We start from the raw sequence: 19,957 nt of genomic DNA on the forward strand, positions 1-19,957 counted from the left end.
CCTCGACCTACTCGGCGGCGCCGTCTGGGGCGGTGGGCCTGCGGCGGCCCGCGATCCGGAGCCGCTTGGTGCCCGGTTCGCGGGGTGCGCGCGGGGGTTTGGGTGCGCGGATTGCTTTTGGCGGGCGGGGTTCGATCTCGGCGAGGCCGGGCGGCAGGGTGAAGGGGGCCGCCCCGAACGCGGTGCGCGAGCGGGCGAGTACGCGGCGCGCGAGCACGTGGTTGCCCGTCGCGCCCACGACGGCGCCGACGCCGTAGGGCAGCGCCTTGCCGATGACCGAGGCGCTGCCGGCCTTGGCGGCCTTGCGCATGAACAGGCCCTTGAGCTGGTCAGCGACCGGGCCCACGAGCTGGCGGGGCAGCGAGGATCCGACGAGATTGCCCCAGAACGATTTGCGGGAGTCGCCGCCCGTTGCCTGGCCGGTGACCTGGCGCAGCAACATCAGGCCCTCATCGCCCACGAGCAGCGTGAGCACGAGGATGCGGGCGCGATCGGGGTCGGTGAGCGTGAGCCCGTGCAGCTCGGCGAGCGACTGGGCGTAGAGGGCCGTGGCCTCGAGAAAGCCGATGGTTTCGGCGCTCGACAGCGCGAGGGCCGTTACCGTGCCCACCCCGGGTACCGCGGCGGTTGCGCCGACGGCGGCACCTCCGGCGGTGACCGCAGCCAGGTACCGGTTCTCGAGCTTGCGCACCAGCTGGGCCGGGGTGGCCTGCGGGTTGCGCGCCCGCAGCTGCCGCAGGTGGGCCAGCACGAGCGGCCGCTGCACCGAGAACACCTTGTCTGCCGTGCGGTCAAGAAACGGTGCCCGGCCGGCGGGCTGGGGGAGCTCCTCGTACGGAGCGTAGACAGGGTATGGGGCGTAGACCGGGGGTGGAGCGTAGGCAGCGTTCGGAGCGAGCTGGGCGGGCCGTGCGGCCCGCCGCTCGAGCTCTGGGTCGAAAGCGTTATCTGAGTCGTGCACCCCTGCAGCGTAAACGCGCAAACTGAGTGTTTGATCCCGCGTTCGCCAGGGGCGTGCGTGGGATTCGCGAGCCGCCGCGTGGGCTGCTGCGGTGGGTTACTGCGCGGTCTGCTTCGCTGTGGCCGCGTGCTCTGCGCACACGACTTGCTCGTGCGTTGCGCACGCCACGAAGCGATTGCGGCAGTCGCGCGCTGCCGAGCAGTCGGCGAGCTGGTTCGAGGGCTCGTCGCACACGAGGCAGCGGCCGAGCACGGCAGCACCGGGGGCGAAATCGAGCGCCTCGCGGCCGTCAAACACCGCGAGGGAACCCTCCCACAGCCCGTCGTTGCCAAACGTTTCGCCGTAGCGCACGATGCCACCGTCGACCTGGTACACCTCGTCGAAGCCGCGCTTCACCATGGCTGCCGAGAGAATCTCGCAGCGAATGCCGCCCGTGCAGTAGGTCACGACGGGGCGGCCCTTGAGGCTGTCGTAGGCGCCCGACTCGATCTGCGAAATGAAATCGTGGGTGGTGCGCACATCGGGCACGATGGCGTCTTTAAACTTGCCGATCTCGGCTTCCCATGCGTTGCGCCCGTCGAAGAAGACGACGTCATCGCCGCGCTCCTCCACGAGGTCATTGACGGCCTGGGGCGAGAGGTGCTTACCGCCGCCGACCACACCGGCGGGGGAGACCTCGGTCTCGTCGGGGATGCCGAACGCGACGAGTTCGTCACGCACCTTCACGCTGAGCTTGGGAAAGTCGGTGAGGCGCTGCCACGGCACCGTGCGATCAACGCCGTGCAATCGCACCGGCTTGGTCTCGGCGAACCCGGTGCCCTCGCTCCACTTCACCTCGAGGCCTGCGAAAGGCGTGTACTCGCGGGTGCTGCGCAGGTACTGCTTGCAGGCATCGATCTCGCCGCCGACGGTGCCATTAATGCCGTGCTTCGAGATGATGATGCGCCCGCGCAGGCCAAGCGATTCACACAGCTCACGCTGCCACAGCTTGACCGCCTCGGGGTCGGCAACGGGCGCGAATACGTAGTACAGCAAAATCTTCGGGTGGCTCACCCATCCATCGTACGGGCTCGGGCTCCAAAGACGCACCTGACCGCTGCTCCGGATCCCATCGTAGAGTCAGCACGACCCTCACCGGCACGGCTACAGTAGCGCCCGCGCCCCCGCATAGGCGTCGGTCTCGTCGCGTACGGGCAGGTCGAAGACGCGGCTCGGGCCCAGGCCACCCCGGTCGGGCTCCCACCCGGGGTCACCGTGCTGGGCGAAGCGCACGAGGGCCCCGTGCACAGCGTCTGCGAGCTCTTGCGGCGGATGCTCACCGGCCACCCGGTGTACCCCGGGGGCTGCCAGCTGATCGAACACGAACGGTACATCGATGCAGTGCCCGGCCCGGGGAGGCTCGTCGGCGTGCCAGGCGAAGCGGTAGCTCCAGGTGGGGCCGGCCTGGCCCGTCGTGCGGGCGGCCGCGATGCGTGGCACCCACGAGCGAAACACGGCATCGGTGACATAGCGCCCGAGCAGCACGGCGCTGCTGTCGGTCGCCTGCGCCTGATCGCTCGCCAGCCAGCGGTCGGCGGCCGCAGCGCTCGCCCCCAGCGCGCGCACGGCGGCCCGCCTGGGCATATGGTCGAACACGGTGCCCGGCTTAAACATGCCGAGCAGCTCATCGTCTGCGGTGCCGAGCACGAGTGGCACCGCAGCGCTCGGCCCGTGAGCCACCCCGTGCTCAACGGGGCCAGGCACGATGCTGCCGTCAGCGACGGGGCCGATGAGTAGCCCGTCGCGCAACATTCCGTGCAGGTCGCGCAAGAGACGGGGCGCCGAGGGCGACGCGATTTTGGGCTGCAGCTCGAGAATGCGCGCTTCGGTCAGCTCAGAGAATCCATGCAGATCGGGCGTCACACGGGCCAGCTTGGCAAGCCGGTGGGAGCGGTCGCGGGCCGCATCCACCGAGGGGTCGGCGATGGCGGCGCTGAGCGCGTAGCCGCCGCTGAAGAGCCCGCGTGCGGCCGGGGCGCCCAGCAACGTGAGCACCGCACCGCCGCCAGCAGACTGACCAGCGATCGTGACGCGCTGGGGGTCGCCGCCAAACGAAGCGATGTTGAGTTGCACCCACTCGAGTGCGCAAATCCAGTCGAGCACCCCGCGGTTGGGCACGGCGCCGTCGATCCACCCGAACCCGGTAAACCCGATCCGGTACGACAGCGTGACGAGCACCACGCCGTCACGGGCGAAGGCGCTGCCGTCGTACCAGGTGCTGGCGGGGGAGCCCGAGGTGAACCCGCCGCCGTGAATCCACACGACCACGGGCAGCTGGGCCGCGGGGTCGAGCGTGGGCGTCCACACATTGACGTTGAGGGTGTCGTCGCCGGGCACGCTCGTCTCGGGGATGAGGGTGATGCCGGTATCGCCGCGCTGCGGCGTCGGGCCAAACTGGGTGGCATCAAGGATGCCGGCCCAGGGTTCACGCGGCACCGGAGCCGCGAAGCGCAACGGCCCCACCGGAGCCTGTGCGTAGGGGATACCGCGGAACGCCGCGATGGGCGGGGTCGACTGTGCCCACGTGCCGATCATGCGGCCCGATGGGGTGTCGGCTACCGGGGCTTCGGCATCACGCTGAACGGAGGGGAGCATGCTTGCATGCTATCGAGACGCCCAGCAGCGGGGGAAGAGCGGCGGCTAGACCTGCTCCTGCAGCTTGTCGTCTTGCACCTCGATGGCGTTCTCGATGCGCTGCTGCTGCTCGGGGGTGCGTGACAGCGCTGGAACGACCTCGTGCTGGTCGTTTACGATCACGACGTCGTGATCAACGTGATCAACCATGGCGTGCACCGCGTCGATGAAGTCACGGCGGCGAATTGCGTCGAGCACTCGGGCGTGGTCGCGTTCCATTTCAGCACCCGTGGCCACGTTTGCGAGACGGCCGCGGTGCTCGGGGAGGCGCAGCTGGTCGTTGACACCGGCATACAGCGAGGCGAGCAGGCGGTTCTTTGCCGAGTCAAACACGAGGCGGTGGAACTTGCTGTCGAACGCGTTGTCATCGTCGCTCGCGAAACCCATCACGGGGCAGCGGGTGCAGCCGCGCTCTTCTGCGGCGGCGCGTTCGAGCGCCACGAGGTCTTCTTCGGTGCGGTGAATGGAGGCGTGCTGTGCAGCCTCAATCTCGAGCGCACGACGGTAGCTCAGAATTTCTTCGAGCGTGAAGTCGGCCAGAAACTGGTTCAACAGCGCGCTTGTGGGGGCCGCCGAGCGCACAAATGTGCCGCGCCCAGGCAACGTTTCAATCATGCCCACTGATGCGAGTGACCGCACGGCCTCGCGCACGGTCGACCGGCCGACACCGGTCTGCTCTGCGAGTTCGGGTTCGATGGGAATGCGACTTCCCACCTCCCACTCGCCAGTGGTGATCTTGCGGCGAAGGTAAGCGAGAGTCGCGCGAGCGCGCTCAGATCCCGTAGTTCCAGCCATGTTGCCCCTTGTCTGGCGCCGAAATGCACCGAAGCCTAGTTCCCCGAGTATACCGGCGACTCTCAGTGGCAACCGGGAGATAACTGTCGCGGCGCCAAAGAGCCTCGCAGCGCGTGGTGGGAGGGCGGTGATCACGCAGCGGTAATCGTGTGGCTGTCAGGTGAGTGCGAAACGGGGTGAAAAACGGGGGTGATAACCGTGAGATCTAGCTTTCAGGGGTGGCCAGCTCGTACGCTGAAAACAGAGGCAATACCGGTGCGGTTGCCTCACACCTGTGCCAAGTAAGCATCCCCCCGCTCCTTGGCACGGTGAGACTTGTCCCCCCAAATGACATGTCTGGAATCCAAGGAGGTAGCGCGACGTCCCCCCGCCGCGCTACCTCCGATTCCTTCTTAAATGGTCATGCTTGCACGGTCGCGCGCACACGCTTCGAGCGATGCGCCGCAGCGATGATGGCCCACACCAGAGGCAACACGGCAAGCCACGCAAACACCATGCGTACGGGCGCGCTCCCGCTCGGGCCGACGCTCCACTCCATCACCGCGAGCGCACTGAGCCCGAGGATCGGGCCCGCGAGCTGACCGAGCACCCCCACCGCACTAAACGTGCCAATGTACCGCCCGCTACGCTGTGCTGGCGCGTGTTCGAGGGCGGTGGCCAACAGTGCGGAGCTATTGACCCCGACGGCAAAACCGCTCAGGGCAGCCGTCAGCAGCATTGCCCAGATGGGTAGGTCAACGGCGCGCAGTGCAAGTGAAGCTGCGAGCGATACGCCCGTGAATATGAGCACGCGGCGTGCGTTTGCGAGCAGTGTCGGGCGCACCAAGAGCACGATGCTTGCCGCGATGAGCCCGATGGCCGCCGCGATCAGCACTCCGACGGTGAGACGCGTCGCGGCATCTCCCGTCGCGCCGACTCGTTCCACAACGTCGAGCGGGTGATAGGTCACAAACGCGGCGAGTACGGCGCCAGCCATGCCCTGCACCAGCAGCACGAACCCCCGCGAAAGTTGCGCGGGGCCGGCAATGCTGGGCGCTGACGGGGCGGCCGCGGGCGCTTCTTGGGGCGGAACAATACGCCGCACCGAAGCCAAGAAAATGAACGGAATGGCGAGGCTCAGGGCCGCAAACCCGAGTGTTGTCTCCCAGATACGGCTGGGCATCAGCATCAGGGCGACCAGCGCGAGCGACATGCCACCGTACCCACCAAGCACGAGGAACACGGCGCCCCGCCGGCGTTGCGACGTGAGCGCACTGCCCAAGATGGTGCGTAAGACGGCCATGGAGCCCGAAAACCCGAGCTGGGCGATGCTCCAGCCGGCGATCAATTGCGGCACGGAAGCCGCAAAACTCAGCGTCACCAGCCCGGCAGCACCGATGGCCGACCCCAGCGCCACCCAATACCAGCGTTGATGGGCGCGCGTGAGACGCATATCGGAAAGCGCACCGAAGCTGAGCGCCCCAATGATCGCGCAGATGGATCCGATCGTGGCGGTCGTGGTCACGAGCGCTGCGGTTTCTAGGGCGTGCTGTTCGGCGCCGCCGAATTGCGTGGCACGCTGTGCGATGCCGGTGACGATGGGCGGGGTCAGCGCGGCGAGCTGAACAAACTTAGCGAGGTTGACGAACACCGCGATGTTTCGCGATGCCGCCTGATCACTGAGCTGATGCATCTGACTCGGGGTCAACGTTCAAGAGCCCGGCCTCACCAGCATTTCTGATGGCCTCGGCCCGGGATCGTGCGCCCAGTTTGCGGTACACCTGCTTGAGCTGGGACTTAGTGGTTGCGGGGCTCACGAAGAGCGCAGCTGCAGCTGCAGCGGTGCTGCCGTGCTCGACCACGGCAATGAAGGTGCGATGCTCGGCGGGCGTCAGCGGCACAATCTCGCGTACAGAACTCTGCAGGCTGAATTCGGCGGGGAGTTCGGGCACGAGACGTGCCAGGGCTTCAGCTGCATCGCGGGGGATCACCCGCATCGGGAGCGTGAGCGCATACTCCTGCATCAGGTTTGCCGCGCGCTGGGCTGCAGTGCGTGCGCCGTCGAGGTCGTCGACGCGTCGAGCGCACTCTGCCTGCAGCAGTAGATACTCGGCGCGCCTGCGGGGCTGGTTCGCGACGATCTCTTGGCGTTCAAGCCCCGCTGCGATGGCCCCGGCGATGAGCGGCTCCCCGCGTCGCAGCTCGGTAAAGACCGACTCAATGCCGTCGCCGAGGAGGCGTTTGCGGGGCGAGAGGGGTTGGCCTGACTGCCACTGCAGCCGGGCTTTCAGCTCTTGCAACACCTGGTGGGTGGCGCCAAAGAGGGTCGTGGCATTGCGCCTGCGGGTGATGTTTGTGGTGAGCCGGTGCAGGGCCTCATTCGGGCCGAGGCGAGTTTCAGTGATGAGCGCATCGAGCACCACCAGGTATGGCCAGTGTTCGATGGTTTCGAAGTGAGGGGCAAGTGCTTCGAGATGCTGGGCCGCGGTATCGGCGTCACCCGTCTCGAGCGCGCTGAGCGCAGCCGCGATGCGGTACCCGGTGCCGATATAGGCGCTGTCCCAGCCGACGGGCACCTGGGTGTCTTGGGCCTCGCTGATGAGCGTGTGCGCGGCGGGCATATCGCCACGCCACGCGGCAGACCACGTGATGAGCGCCAGCGCGTGTGCGCGTGCCGCGTGCAACATGAGTGTGGAGTCAGTGCGCAGGGGCTGCACCATGCGCTCGGCCTCGGCAAATTGGCCCGCGTGCAGCAGCGTAATTGCCGAGTGGGTGAGCGCCAGCTGCAGCGGCCCGCCGTACGTTTTGATGTCATCATCGGTGAGGGTGCCGAGGGTGATCCGCACGCGCTCGACCATACGCAGCGCGAGTGATTCGTTGCCCACGAGCCTGCCGGCCACCATGCGCAGGCCAGCCGCCACCGCACCGGTAATGCCTACGCTTTCAGATTCCACCGCGAGCGGGCGGCCGGCCAATATTTTGAGCCCATTGATGGCTCGGCCGGCGCGATTGGATGGATACGCATACTCTTCGAGCAGCGCAAACGTCTCAATCACGGGGTAGCGCTCCCGAACCGACGCCGGAATATCAGATAACCAAAGCTGCGGTCTTCTGCGCACAATGGCGGCCGAAGTGACCCGACGCACCAGCAGCTCGGAAACGAGGTCCCACTGCTCTGACTTCACGGCGCTCACCACCGCGAACTGCACTCGCACATCACGAAACGCGTGTGCGGCGCGCGCGTGCACGGCCTGCAACTGCTGCGGGGTGAGTAACGCCGCAGCCCGAGCGGCCAACTCGACGCGCAGCAGGTCGTGGTGCCGATACCACCTCGTGCCGTGGTCATCGACCCAGTGCGCGAAACTTGCCTCGAGGCCAGCCTCAAGGGTGTCTGCTACGAACTCTGGGGGCATCTGCAGTATCGCTGCAAGGGCCGGGGCAGAAACCTCGTCGAAGAGCGCCGAGACGCACACCACCTGCTGCACCTCGGGCGCACTGGAGTCGAGCAGCCGCGTCACCAGATTGCGAATGAAGGCACTCGGCCGTGACGGGCCCTGCGGTGAACCGACACCCGCCTGGCCCTGATCATTGCGTTCCACAATGAGGGCTTGAGCTGCGAGCGGCCACCCTTTTGACGAGCGATACACTTGCTCGGCGATGCCCGCCCGTTCGCTCGCTGGCAGCTGCGGCGCTCGAAGCCGCACGAGCTCATCAACCTCGGGTCGGGTGAGCGCAAGGTCGACGCCAGTGAGCTCAGCAATGGGAATGGATAACCGGGCTGCCGGTGAAAGTAACTCGGGGTGCGTCTGCCGGGTGGTGACGAGAATGGTTAACGCCGACGTCGATTCAAGCGCACGAATGATGTCGAGTGCGCCGGGGCCATCAAGCACCGTGTGGATGTCGTCGAGCACCAGAAACAGCTTGCGTGCATGCTCAGTTAATGCCCGCGCCGCCGTGTGCGGGTCAACATGTGAGACGCCACCGGTCACGATGCGCTCGGCCAGGCTGTCGGGTGTGAAGAGCCTCGCCTCGTGAATCGTGTCAAAGATTCGCTGCCAGACGCCGTCTGATCCGGCATCGTTTTCTTCGAAGGGCACCCATACCGCGTCAGTGTGATGCGGGTCTCGAGCCACGAACGCTGCTGCGATCTGCGCGGCGATCACCGATTTACCGCTGCCCCCGCCACCCCGCAGCACAATCAGTGCTGGGTCGCCGTGAAGCGCGCGGTTCACGAGATCTGGGCGCGCCAAAACGGCGTACCGGTGCACGGGAAAGAAGTGAGTGCTGCGAGTGTCGACCATTGACCTGCTGTTCGCCCCCAAGGAAAACGTGCGCTTCAACCGAAGCTACCCAGCCAACTATAAGGGGCACAGAAGTGAACGCTATGAACGGGGGCAGAAAGCGCCGATACACTGCGGGGAGGAGAACGATCTGCGCTCCAGCCGCGGCATACGCGGGCAGATCACCATTACGAGAAAGGGCTCGAAACGTGGCACATGAGATCCAAGGGCGGGGCATCTTCAATCCCTACGCCGGTATGCGACAGGTCGCATCATTCACCCTGCTGAGCGATGACATTCGCGACGGCGAACCCCTGCCCGCCGAGGTGTACGCAGAGTACGCAGGCGGCGCCAATAGTTCACCTCAGCTCAGCTGGTCAGGTTTCCCCGCCGAAACGAAGAGCTTCGTCGTCACCTGCTTCGACCCCGATGCCCCCACCGGCTCGGGCTTCTGGCACTGGGCCGTCGCCAACATTCCCGCCGCAGTCACCGAGCTGTCAGCCGGTGCTGGCGCCGAGGGGGCCACGCACCTGCTGCCCGAGGGCGCCATCACGATGCCCAACGAGAAGCGTGAACCCTCATTCACGGGAGCCGGCCCGCCCGAGCACACCGGCGTGCACCACTACTGGTTCGTCGTGCACGCCCTCGACGTCGACCACATCGACATCGACCCGCAGTCCACCCCGGCCGTGCTCGGATTCATGATGCGCGAAGCCGTGCTCGCCCGCGCGATCATTGTCGCCACCGGCGAATTCGGGGGAGCGGCCTAACCGGCACACCCCACCCCACACCCCGCCGCCCCGTCACCAGATCGACCCCACGGGGCGGCGGCACTGTCACCAACCACCCATAAACACCCGCCCACGCGAGCAACGGCTTGGTTACAAAGCCACACCCGTTTGGGTGAATGCGCGGTGGGGCGGTTACGATGCTGGAAACGGCGTATTGCTGCGCCGTTCACCCACTCGCCTCGGCACCGCTGCCGCGGCCAGCATCGTAAGGATTCGATAGCACATGAGCCAGATCTCATTTCGCCGCCGCGCGCTCACACTCGTAGGCATTGCCGCGGCCGCAACCCTCACCCTTTCTTCCTGCTCATCGGCTCCCGCCGAGAGCTCGGGCGCAGACGCCGCAGAGAAGATCACGATCGGCATCAGCCAGCTCGCACCGCACCCCGCGCTCGACGCTGCCACCGAGGGCTTCAAGCAGGCCTTCTTCGACGCCGGCTACGAAGATGACAAAACCGTCGAGTTCGACGTGCAGAACGCCAACGGTGAGCAGTCGACTGCCGTCACGATCGCGCAGAGCTTCGCCTCCTCAGACCTCGACCTCGTGCTCGCCGTCGCCACCCCCGCAGCGCAGGCCGCAGCGCAGGCGATCACCGACAAGCCCGTGCTCTTCACCGCCGTCACCGACGCGCTCGCCGCAGAGCTCGTCGATTCAGACGAAAAGCCCGGCGCTAACGTCACCGGCACGGTCGACGCGGTTCCCGAGGATGCCCTCGTGACCCAGTTCGAGCTCATCAAGGAGATTGACCCCGACGCCAAGAAGGTCGGCATCGTGTACGCATCGGGCGAGGTGAACTCTGAGGTGCAGGTCAAGAACGCTGAGTCCGTCGCCAAGGATCTCGACCTCGAGATCGTCACGAAGACCGTCACCACGGCCAACGACATCGCGCAGGCCACCGAGGCGCTCGGCGACGTTGACGCGATCTACGTACCCACCGACAACATGGTTGTCAACGGCATCGCCTCGCTCGTGCAGGTGGCAGAGACCAAGCAGATCCCCGTGATCGGCGCCGAGCCCGGCACCGTCGAGGGCGGCGCCGTTGCCACCTACGGCATCGATTACACCAAGCTCGGTAAGCAGACCGGCGAGATGGCTATCCGCATCCTCGAGGGCGCAGACCCTGCCACCACCCCCGTTGAAGAGCCGAGCGAGCTCAGCTACGTTGTGAACACCGCGGCTGCGAAGCGCATGGGCGTGGAGATCCCCAAGGGGATTCTCGACCAGGCAACGGTCGTCGAGTAACCAACGGTTTCTCGACTCGCGGGCCAGCAAGCTCGTAGGGGCGCGGTAACGTATCACGCATACCCTCACCGGCCCCCGCCGCCCATCAATCGGGCAGCGCGGGGGCCACAGTGCCAGGCGCGCATCGCGCCTGGCACTCGCCTTATCTTCGAGGCGAATGAACGCATGAAGGAACGGATAACGCATGATCGGTGCGATCGAACTTGGCCTCATCTACGGGGTGATGGCGCTTGGCGTCTATCTGACATTTCGGGTGCTGAACTTCCCTGACCTCACGGTCGACGGAAGTTTCACCACCGGAGCGGCCACCGCGGCCGCGCTGATCACCGCGGGCCACAACCCCGTGCTCGCCACTGCCGCGGGCGCCATCGTCGGCGTGATCGCGGGCGCCATCACGGGCCTGCTGCACACGAAGGGCAAGATCGACGGGCTGCTCGCCGGTATCTTGACCATGATCGCCCTGTGGTCGATCAACCTGCGCATCATGGGCACGGTGAAAGAGAACTCGGCGGTCGCGGCCAACCTGCCGCTGCTGCGCGCCGAGACCCTGTTCACCCCGCTGCGCGACGCGAACCTGCTCGGCAGCTGGGCAGGCATCGCGATCATCGCGGTGGGCGTGCTCGTGCTGAAGTTCTTGGTCGACTGGTTCTTGACCACCAACCTGGGTCTCGCGATTCAGGCCACGGGCGATAACGGCCCGATGATCCGCAGCTTCGGCGTCAGCACCGACGGCACCAAGATCCTCACGCTCGCAATTTCGAACGGCTTCGTGGGCCTGTGCGGCGCGCTCGTCGCCCAGTACCAGGGGTTCTCAGACATCAGCATGGGCGTCGGCCTGATTCTCGTCGGCCTCGCCTCGGTGATTCTCGGCCAGGCGATCTTCGGCCAGCGCTTCATCTGGGTCGCGACCCTCGCCGTGATCTTCGGCGCGGTGCTCTACCGCCTCATCATCTTCTATGCACTGCGCGTCGGCCTCGACCCCAACGACATGAAGCTCGTCACCGCGCTGCTCGTGGTGGCCGCGCTGCTGCTGCCCCGCTGGGGCTTGCTGCGCAAGATCCCCAAGCTGGGCAAGCGCGGCGGCAGCGTCGTGTTCGAGACGGTTCCTGCGGCGCCCAAACACGCTGATCCGGATCATGGCCCCGCGGCCGCGGCCGCCCCGGGCGCCGATGCCAGCGAGGCACCCGCACGAACGAGCGAGAGGTAAGCGCATGCTCAACATCGACACCATTGAGAAGACGTTCTTTGCGGGCACGATCAACGAACGGCGCGCGCTCGCCGGCCTGAACCTGCAGCTCGCCGAGGGTGATTTTGTCACTGTCATCGGGTCAAACGGTGCGGGCAAGTCGACGCTGCTGAACGCGATTTCAGGTCGCTACACCGTTGATTCGGGCAGTATCGAGATCGATGGCACCCGGGTTAACAAGCTCAGCGAGCACCAGCGCGCGAAGTTCATCGGCCGGGTGTTTCAAGACCCGATGGCGGGCACGGCCCCCGAGCTCACCATCGAGCAGAACCTGGCGCTCGCGGTGCGCCGCGGCAAGGTGCGTGGCTTAGGCCCCGCGCTCACCCGCCCGCTGCGCGAACGCTTTCGCACTGAACTGCAGTCGCTCGAGCTGGGGCTCGAGAACCGGCTCACCGCCAAGGTGGGGCTGCTGTCTGGCGGGCAACGCCAGGCGCTGTCGCTGTTGATGGCTGGGTTCACGCACCCGCGCATTCTGCTGCTCGATGAGCACACGGCGGCGCTTGATCCGCAGCGCGCCGCGCTCGTGACCGAGCTCACCGATCGCATCGTGTCGCAGGGCGGCCTCACCACATTGATGGTGACGCACAACATGGAGCAGGCGATTCAGCTGGGCAACCGCCTCATCATGATGCACGAGGGGCGCATCGTCTTCGAGGCTTCGGCCGAGCAGAAGAAAGCCCTCACGGTGCCGCTGCTGCTGGCCGAGTTCGCGAAGATCAAGGGCGCACAGCTCGACGATCGCGCGCTGCTCGCGTAGCGCGCCTCACCGCGCTCGCAGCGCACGCGACATACAGTGGGCGTATGCCCGCCGTCGTCATCACCGCTGAACCGTTCTGGGACGAGCTTGTTGACCGCGCACTCGCGCGTGCGACGGCCTGGAACGCCACCTCTCGTGACCTGTTTGCGGGGGTGACGGGCGACCCCGAGGGCGTCGAGTTCACCAGGCGACTGTTTGAACTGTTGCTCGGCGATGATGACGCCGTCACGTCGGCGCTCGAGCTGAAGCGGCTCGCCCCCGAGGCGCCAGCGTCGATGCCCGCCCCCGACCGCCTGCTGCTGCGGGCGGGCGGGGCGGTGTCGCTCGGGCTGCCGTGGGCGGTGATGCCGGTGGTGCGCCGTTGGCTGCGTGACCGGCTCACCCACCTGGTGTTGGCCACGAGGTCACCGGGCGCAATCGCCGAGGCGCTGCGCCGGCACACCGACGCCCGCGTGATGCCCGTCGTGCGCCCGCTCGGTGACCGGGTGATCGGCCCGGCCGGGGTGGCCCGCGAGACGGCCCGCCTCATCGCACTCGCCTCGATGCCGGCGGTGACGCACCTCGTTGTCGACCCCGCGCGGCTCGTGCCCGGTGGCAGTGACTGGTCGGCCGACGCTGATGCCGCGGCGACCGCGTGCGCGCTGCGCCCTATTTTGTTGGCCGCGCTCGAGCACCACACCGCGGTGCTGATCGAACCCACGAGTGTGCGCTGGGCGCGCCTCATCCCCACCATTCTTGAACTCGCGCTCGTCGACTCAGTGTTCGACCGGTTGCGGGTGGGCGTGGGCATCTTCGCCGAGCTGCCCGAATCAAGAGAGCTCTACAGCCAGGTCAGTCGGTGGGCGCTGCGCCGCGTCGCCGACGGCGGCGCCCCCGTTGAAGCCAGCATTAGCGTGGGCGGGGTCGCCGCGCACGAGCGGGTGAGCGCGGTGCGCTCGGGGCTGCCCGTGCCCGTGGTGGAAGACGATGTGGCCATCGCCGCCCAGCAGCTGGCGCTGATCGAACTCGCCCTGCACGCGGGCCGCGCGGCCGCGCTGCGCCCCATCATCGCGACCGAAGACCCGCTGATCATCGCCGCCGCCATTGAGGCCGCCGCGAAGCTCGGCTCACACGACCTGTTCTCGGTGCGCATGCGCGCGGGGGTGGCCCCTGGCTTCGCCGAACGGCTCGCGGCCGAACGCCGCGTGGCCGGGACACCCGAGATTCCTGAGGTGCGCGTGTGCCTGCCGGTGACTGATCCGCGCGAGTACAACGGCGCGATCGATCTGCTGGTGCCGCTCGCCTTCGAGGGCGCCGCGCGCGCCCCCGAACGCGAGGAAGCGCGCGAAACGGTCTTTCGTGATGCCGCGGTGCTCGCCTGCCGCGATGCGCGCACCTCGCACCGCACCCAGTCGCGCAGCCGCGAGTGGGATCCCACCGAGCGCGACAGCGCACTGTTTTATCGCGCCCCCGATGAGGCAGCGCGCTTTGACACCGGCGGCCTCACCGCCGCGGTGCTGGGCCTCACCCGCGGCGAAACCGGCGAGATCGTGCTCACCGAGGTGACCGAGGCCCGCGCGATCCCCGTGGTCTCGGCGACCGGGTTCGCCAACGAACCCGACACCGATGCCTCGCGCGCCGAGAACCGCGACTGGGCACGCCGCATCGTGACGCTCGCCCGCGCCGACGTCGCTGCTGCTGCTGGTGCTGATGTGGTTGACGAAGCTCGCGTACCCGGTGCTGGGGGCGCGGCGAATGATCCGGATCCCGCGGCCAGTCACGCCATCGACACCGTTGACGCCCTCACCGCCGCGGCCCGCTGGCGCCGGCTTGGGCACGGTCAGCGCGCGATTCACCTGCGCCGGCTCGCGCTCGGCGCCGTGGCGGCGCGCGACCGCCTGCTGCGCACGCTTATCGCTGAGACCGGGGCGCCCGTGCGCGATATTGACGCAGAAATCGGCCGCATTGTCGACGCCGCGCGCTACACCGGGCAGCTCGCCGAGGGCCTCGCCGCCGTGCGCGGCGCGACCTTCACCCCCGACGAGCTCGCGCTCGTGACGGGCGACGCCTGGGCCGGTATCGCTGCCCACGCCGAAGCCGTGCTCGCGGCGCTGGGGGCCGGCAGCGGGGTGCTGTGGGTGGCCCCGGCAAGCCTTGCGCAATCGGCCCGTGCGCTGCTCGAAGAGTGGGCCGCCGCGGGGCTGCCCGCCGGTAGCGTCACCCTCGAAGTGCTCACGCACCCTGAGCAGCTCGCCGAACTTGACGAGGTGGGCGGGGTCGATCGTGCCATCGTGCTCGGTGATCGCTCCGCGGCGACCGCGCTCGCACATCGCCGCCCCGAGCTCACCGTCGAGGGCCGCTTTCTCGCCCGCGGCAGCATCATCGTGATGCCCTCGGCCGAGCTCTCGCACGCGGTCGATGACGTGATTGCCTCGGCGTTCACCGGCTCGCTGCTCGCCCGCGCCAACCAGGTGATTGTGGTGGGCAGTGTGGGGCGCGTGCGCCGCTTCACGCAGGCGCTCGCCGATGCGGTGCGCAGCCTGCGCGTGGGGGACTCTTCGCGCTCGCTTGCGGGCGACAGTACCGGTGAGGGTGGCGAGCACGATCCGCTCGCGGCCTGGGTTGGCCCGCTGCCCGTGCCGCCCACCGCCGCACAGCTGCGCGCGCTCACGACCCTCGAGCGTGGCGAACGCTGGGCCCAGCAGCCGGAGCCGCTCGCGGGCGATACCGGGAGCGACGCCGATCGTGATCGCAGCCGTGACCGTGACCGCGGCCCCGACAGCGATGGCCACCGTGACCCGGGCGAAGCTCACGCGGCCAGCGGGAGACTGCGGCGCCCCGGCGTGCGCGCGGGCGTTGCCGCACACTCACCCTTCTGGGCTGCCGCGGCGGGGCTACCCGTCATCGGTGTGGTGCATGCGCACACGCTGGCTGAGGGGATCCGGATCCAAAATTCGGCCGGCAGCGGTGCGGTCGCAGGCCTGCAATCGACCTCGCCCTCTGAGGTCGGGGTGTGGCTCGAGAACGCCGAAGCGGCCACGCTCTCGCTCAACCGAGCCACGAGCGATGTGCGCGTCGAACGGCAGCCCGTTGGCGGTTGGAACGACGCCGGCATGGGGCTCGCGCCGCTCTCGGCCGGCCCCAATCGGCTCGTCACCCTCGGGTCGTGGCGGTTGCGGCCGGGCACCCCCAGCAGCACGCTGCACCTGCGCGGTCTGGCCCCGCAGGTCACCCAGCTCATCGAAACGATGCAGCCCGAGCTCTCATACGACGACTTCGATGAGCTGCGACGTGCGGCGCTCGCAGACTCGCTCGCGTGGCGCACCAGCTTCGCCCCCGACCGCGACACCGCGGGCCTCGGCACCGAACGCAACATGCTGCGCTACCACCCCGTGCCCTCGCTGATCAGGCTTTCTGAGGGCGCCCGCGTGGTGGAGCTCGTGCGCGTGATCGCGGTGGCGCTGCTCGTGGATGCCCCCATCACGGTGTCGACGGGGGAGGAATTACCCGCATCGCTCGCCATTCACCTCTACAAAAACGGCATCGAAGTGTCACAAGAGGGTGACGACGAATGGGTCGAGGCGGCGCTGGCCACCAAGGATGTGCCGCACGAAGCGTTCGAGCGACGCGTGCGCCTCATCGGAGGGGATGCCGAGCACCACGCGGCCGAGTTTGGCGGGCGCGACCTCGTCGCGCTGTGGGCCGAGCCGGTCACGATGGCTGGGCCGGTCGAAATTTTGTCGCTCGTGCGCGAACAAGCTGTGTCGGCTCGTGCACATCGGCACGGGCTCGCGGTGCCCGTGCCGGGGCTCGACGCGCGCTAGCGAATACGCATCTCGACGTGCGGAATATCGTCTTCGAGAAACACGTCACCGGTGACGCGAAACCCAAACCGGGCGTACCAATCAGCGAGGTGCGCCTGCGCATGAATTCTGATGGCGGCCGTGCCGCAGTGCGCAATCGCTGCCCGCAGCAGTGCTCCCGCGGCGCCGCGACCGCGCCAGGCGGGGGCGGTAACGACGCGGCCAATGCTCATGAGCCCCGCCTCATCTGCGGTTTCGTCGAGAATGCGCACCGAGGTGGCGATCTCGCCTGCTGGCCCCTCGGCCCACATCTGTAAGCATCCGGGCTCGAGATCGCGGCCATCAAGATCGAGATACACGCAGTTCTGCTCAACCACGAAGATCTCTTGGCGCAGCTTCGCGATCGCGTAAAAGGTGCGCGCGGGCAGCTCATCGAGGCTCTCAGTGATGCGCAGCGTGAGGCCGTCGGGCAGCTCGATCTGGTCGGGTGTGATGCTCATGAAGCAAGTGTGCCACGCCCATGTGCACTCGATTTCCATTCAGGGGCTCGAGCCGGTATCTTTAATTCTGGTTGTGCATGCACGATCATTTTGGCGGATTGCCCGAGCGGCCAAAGGGAGCTGACTGTAAATCAGCCGCGCAAGCTACGTGAGTTCGAATCTCGCATCCGCCACCAAGTAAAACCCGATCAGATCTCATCTGGTCGGGTTTTTTGGTACCCGCTCTCATCTGGTCAGGCGGGGCGCCTACCGCGAGATACGATGACGACGACGCCTGACACGGTCGTCACCTCGATGCGAAGGAGCCCCCATGGAAACCGCCCCGATTCTTGCTTGGACGTTGCGCAACGAAATTGCCATTCCGCAAGATGTCATCTCGCTGCTGCTGGAGGGCGAGCAGGCGGTGGCCTCGTTCCAAACTTTTCGAGACTCTGCGACCTTTACGACGAAACGACTCATCGTGCGTGATGCCCAGGGCATGACCGGCAAAAAGGTTGAGGTGTACTCGCTGCCCTACAGCTCAATCAACATGTGGTCGTCAGAGAACGCTGGCGGAATTTTGGACCGCGACGGCGAGATTGAACTCTGGACGCGTGCGGGGCACATCAAGGTGAAGCTCGGTAAGGGCGCCGATGTGCGACGCATCGACAGCCTGATCGCGTGGGCCGTGTTGCAGTCTCACTAACGGCCTGACTCCCCGGCAGCGCGCGGGCCGCTGCCGGGCTGGCAGCTTCGCCCCCTGTGGGCGGGCGCAGCCGTGCAAAAGTACGCGCGCCGGGGTGTTGACGCGGGGCTAAGGTTCATGAGGTAGGCAGGCGCACTGTGGCGCCCGCCTGGATCACCGGAGATCCGGAAGGAAACATCATGAATGACACACCCAAACCTGCGCACCTCGCCGATGAGGAGCATCTCGCCGTTCTCGGCTACGAAGGCAAGTTTGACCGCTCCATGAGCCTGTGGGCGAACTTCGCCCTCGGGTTCACCTACCTCTCGCCGCTCGTGGGCGTTTATTCGCTGCTCGCGATCGCCCTGTCGACCGGTGGCCCGCCCTCGATCTGGTGGATCGTGATCGTCGCCTGCGGGCAACTGCTCGTTTCGCTCGTGTTCGGCGAGATCGTCTCGCAGTTTCCCATTCACGGCGGCATCTACCCCTGGGCGCGCAGGCTGTGGGGCCGCCGCTACGCCTGGATGGCCGCGTGGGTCTACATCTGGGCGATGATCGTCACGATCACCTCGGTGGCCGAGTTTGGCGCGGGCTTCGTCACGAGCCTGCTGGGCATCGAACTCACCCCGCTGTCAACGCTGATCACCGCCCTCGGGCTGCTGCTTTTGGCCCTCGCCATCAACTTCACCGGCACCAAATCGCTTGCGCGTATCGCCCGCCTGGGCCTCTTCGCCGAACTCATCGGTGTCATCGGGCTCGGGCTCTACCTGCTGCTCTTTCAGCGCGTGCATGACTTCTCGGTGTTCTTCGACACCATGGGCACCGCGGGCGACGGCTCATACCTGCCCGTGTTCATGGCCTCGGCGCTCGCCGGCCTGTTCTTGTTCTACGGCTTCGAAGCGTGCGGCGATGTCGCAGAAGAGGTGGCTGATCCGGCGCGACGCATTCCCCGCGCCATGATCATGACTATTCTCGTGGGCGCCGTATCTGCGCTGTTCTCCTTCGGCGGCTACGTGCTGGCCGCCCCCAACCTGGAAGACATCGTGGCGGGCAAGGTCGCCGACCCGATCCCCGCGATCCTCGAGGCAACCCTCGGCACGGTGGGCGCCAAGGCATTCTTGGTGATCGCCGTGCTCGCGTTCATCTCGTGCGTGCTGAGCCTGCAGGCCGCCGCCAGCCGCCTGCTCTACTCCTTCGCGCGCGACGGCATGCTGCCCGGCTACAAGTGGCTGTCGCAGGTGTCGCCCCGCACCAAGGTGCCCAACAACGCGTTGATCGTGGCGTGCACGGTGCCCGCGCTGATCTGCGTGCTGATCTTCGTCAACGACGGCATTCTCGTGGCCGTCACGTCGTTTGCGATCCTCGGCATCTACCTGTCGTTCCAGATGGTCGTGCTCGCCAGCCTGAAGCAGCGGCTGCAGGGGTGGAAGCCCGCAGGCCCCTTCAACCTGCGCACCGCCGGCTTCGTGATTAACGTGCTCGCGCTGGCCTACGGCATCTTCGCCATGGTGCTGCTGGCGACACCTGGCAGCTCGGGCGATTTCTTTGCCGATCACATCGTGTTGATCGGCCTGGGCGTGGTGCTCGTGACCGGGTTCGCATACCTGTTTATCGCCCGCCCCGACGTGAAGTCAGATGCGCCGCAGGGCGACGCGAAGGTCGTCGCAGACGAGATTCGTCGCCGCACCGGGCAGATCTCAGTGCGGTAGCCACCAGGCTGCAACCGAGCCGCTTTGCGGCAGCACAAACGCAGCGAGGGCCGCTGCCGACCGGAGTGATCCGGTGGGCAGCGGCCCTCGCTGCGTGCGTTCAGCGGTGCCGACGCGTGGTGTGAAGCGGCATGCCCAGATCGCTCTTCAGCGGCAGAAACCCGTGAGAATCCCCCGATGAAAAGGGGTCAGGCATGCAAAAATCGCCTGGTGTGACAGCTCAGCTGGTACACCAGGGCGACTCAAAAATTATGCGAAACGGCCGCGCAGCTCGGCTGCGTGGCGAATGTCTCCCTCGAGGGAAGCCAACTGCTCGTCTGAGAGGCTGCCACGCTTCTTAGCGGCGTCGAGGCGCTCAAGGCCGTTTTCTACTTCTTGGTCGAGCCCGTCGGTGACGAGGCGCTGCACGCTGTCAGGCAGACGTTGAAAGCTGGAAGTGTCCATGTGGTCAGAATACCCCGAACTGGCCCCCAGATGCTGCACCAAGTTGTTAAGCACCAAATGTCGTGCTGTGTTCTCGGTGCACAAACAACCTCTGTGCGATGAATATTGCGATGCAATGGGTGAGCGAAATTGCGTG

Annotated in this window: 15 protein-coding genes and 1 tRNA gene; 8 read left to right on the forward strand and 8 right to left on the reverse strand. The window is 66.9% G+C overall.

The window, feature by feature from the left end; genetic code table 11:
• Positions 1-7: 7 nt before the first annotated feature.
• From JOF28_RS09370 to JOF28_RS09395, 6 genes are all read right to left on the reverse strand, one after another.
• Positions 8-961 (reverse strand): hypothetical protein, encoded by a 954-nt coding sequence (locus JOF28_RS09370; protein ID WP_209705518.1) that lies wholly within the window; start codon positions 959-961, stop codon positions 8-10.
• 96 nt (positions 962-1,057) lie between these two features.
• Positions 1,058-2,014 carry a tRNA uridine(34) hydroxylase gene (locus JOF28_RS09375; protein ID WP_209705519.1) on the reverse strand — a complete coding sequence of 319 codons (957 nt, stop codon included), beginning with the start codon at positions 2,012-2,014 and terminating at the stop codon, positions 1,058-1,060.
• Between the two features lie 90 nt (positions 2,015-2,104).
• Positions 2,105-3,595 carry a carboxylesterase/lipase family protein gene (locus JOF28_RS09380; protein WP_209705520.1) on the reverse strand — a complete coding sequence of 497 codons (1,491 nt, stop codon included), beginning with the start codon at positions 3,593-3,595 and terminating at the stop codon, positions 2,105-2,107.
• 45 nt (positions 3,596-3,640) lie between these two features.
• A complete protein-coding gene (locus tag JOF28_RS09385; protein ID WP_209705521.1) occupies positions 3,641-4,429 on the reverse strand; it encodes a FadR/GntR family transcriptional regulator in 789 nt (262 codons plus the stop codon).
• Between the two features lie 400 nt (positions 4,430-4,829).
• Complete coding sequence (locus JOF28_RS09390; protein WP_209705522.1) at positions 4,830-6,101, reverse strand: MFS transporter; 1,272 nt, start codon at positions 6,099-6,101, stop codon at positions 4,830-4,832.
• A complete protein-coding gene (locus JOF28_RS09395; protein WP_209705523.1) occupies positions 6,085-8,709 on the reverse strand; it encodes an NB-ARC domain-containing protein in 2,625 nt (874 codons plus the stop codon). The genes JOF28_RS09390 and JOF28_RS09395 overlap by 17 nt, the downstream gene beginning before the upstream one ends.
• Positions 8,710-8,897: 188 nt before the next feature.
• Here JOF28_RS09395 and JOF28_RS09400 point away from each other — a divergent pair, with 188 nt between their 5' ends.
• The 5 genes from JOF28_RS09400 (at position 8,898) to JOF28_RS09420 (ending at position 16,525) form a co-directional block, all read left to right on the forward strand.
• Positions 8,898-9,458, forward strand: a complete 561-nt coding sequence (locus JOF28_RS09400; protein ID WP_425342478.1) for a YbhB/YbcL family Raf kinase inhibitor-like protein — start codon at positions 8,898-8,900, stop codon at positions 9,456-9,458.
• Positions 9,459-9,702: 244 nt separating this feature from the next.
• Entirely contained in the window at positions 9,703-10,719 is a 1,017-nt protein-coding gene (locus tag JOF28_RS09405; protein ID WP_209705524.1) for an ABC transporter substrate-binding protein, read from the forward strand.
• A gap of 184 nt (positions 10,720-10,903) precedes the next feature.
• Positions 10,904-11,926, forward strand: a complete 1,023-nt coding sequence (locus JOF28_RS09410; RefSeq protein WP_209705525.1) for an ABC transporter permease — start codon at positions 10,904-10,906, stop codon at positions 11,924-11,926.
• 4 nt (positions 11,927-11,930) lie between these two features.
• Entirely contained in the window at positions 11,931-12,722 is a 792-nt protein-coding gene (locus JOF28_RS09415; RefSeq protein WP_209705526.1) for an ABC transporter ATP-binding protein, read from the forward strand.
• Positions 12,723-12,766: 44 nt separating this feature from the next.
• A complete protein-coding gene (locus JOF28_RS09420; protein WP_245189918.1) occupies positions 12,767-16,525 on the forward strand; it encodes an aldehyde dehydrogenase family protein in 3,759 nt (1,252 codons plus the stop codon).
• Here the strand turns inward: JOF28_RS09420 and JOF28_RS09425 are convergent.
• Positions 16,522-17,004, reverse strand: coding sequence for a GNAT family N-acetyltransferase (locus JOF28_RS09425; protein WP_209705527.1), 483 nt, complete (start codon positions 17,002-17,004; stop codon positions 16,522-16,524). The genes JOF28_RS09420 and JOF28_RS09425 overlap by 4 nt on opposite strands.
• Positions 17,005-17,096: 92 nt before the next feature.
• On the opposite strand from JOF28_RS09425, the gene JOF28_RS09430 reads away from it, so the two are divergent.
• The 3 genes from JOF28_RS09430 to JOF28_RS09440 all read left to right on the forward strand — a co-directional run bounded on the left by JOF28_RS09430 (position 17,097) and on the right by JOF28_RS09440 (position 19,377).
• A tRNA-Tyr gene (locus JOF28_RS09430) sits at positions 17,097-17,180 on the forward strand.
• A 134-nt stretch (positions 17,181-17,314) separates the two neighbouring features.
• Positions 17,315-17,689, forward strand: a complete 375-nt coding sequence (locus tag JOF28_RS09435; RefSeq protein ID WP_209705528.1) for a PH domain-containing protein — start codon at positions 17,315-17,317, stop codon at positions 17,687-17,689.
• Between the two features lie 179 nt (positions 17,690-17,868).
• Positions 17,869-19,377, forward strand: a complete 1,509-nt coding sequence (locus JOF28_RS09440; RefSeq protein WP_245189919.1) for an APC family permease — start codon at positions 17,869-17,871, stop codon at positions 19,375-19,377.
• Between the two features lie 249 nt (positions 19,378-19,626).
• On the opposite strand, the gene JOF28_RS09445 is transcribed toward JOF28_RS09440, so the two are convergent.
• Positions 19,627-19,821, reverse strand: a complete 195-nt coding sequence (locus tag JOF28_RS09445) for a hypothetical protein (RefSeq protein ID WP_209705529.1) — start codon at positions 19,819-19,821, stop codon at positions 19,627-19,629.
• Between the last annotated feature and the right edge of the window lie 136 nt (positions 19,822-19,957).

It is taken from the genome of Leucobacter exalbidus (assembly GCF_017834145.1).
GTDB classification, from domain to species: domain Bacteria; phylum Actinomycetota; class Actinomycetes; order Actinomycetales; family Microbacteriaceae; genus Leucobacter; species Leucobacter exalbidus.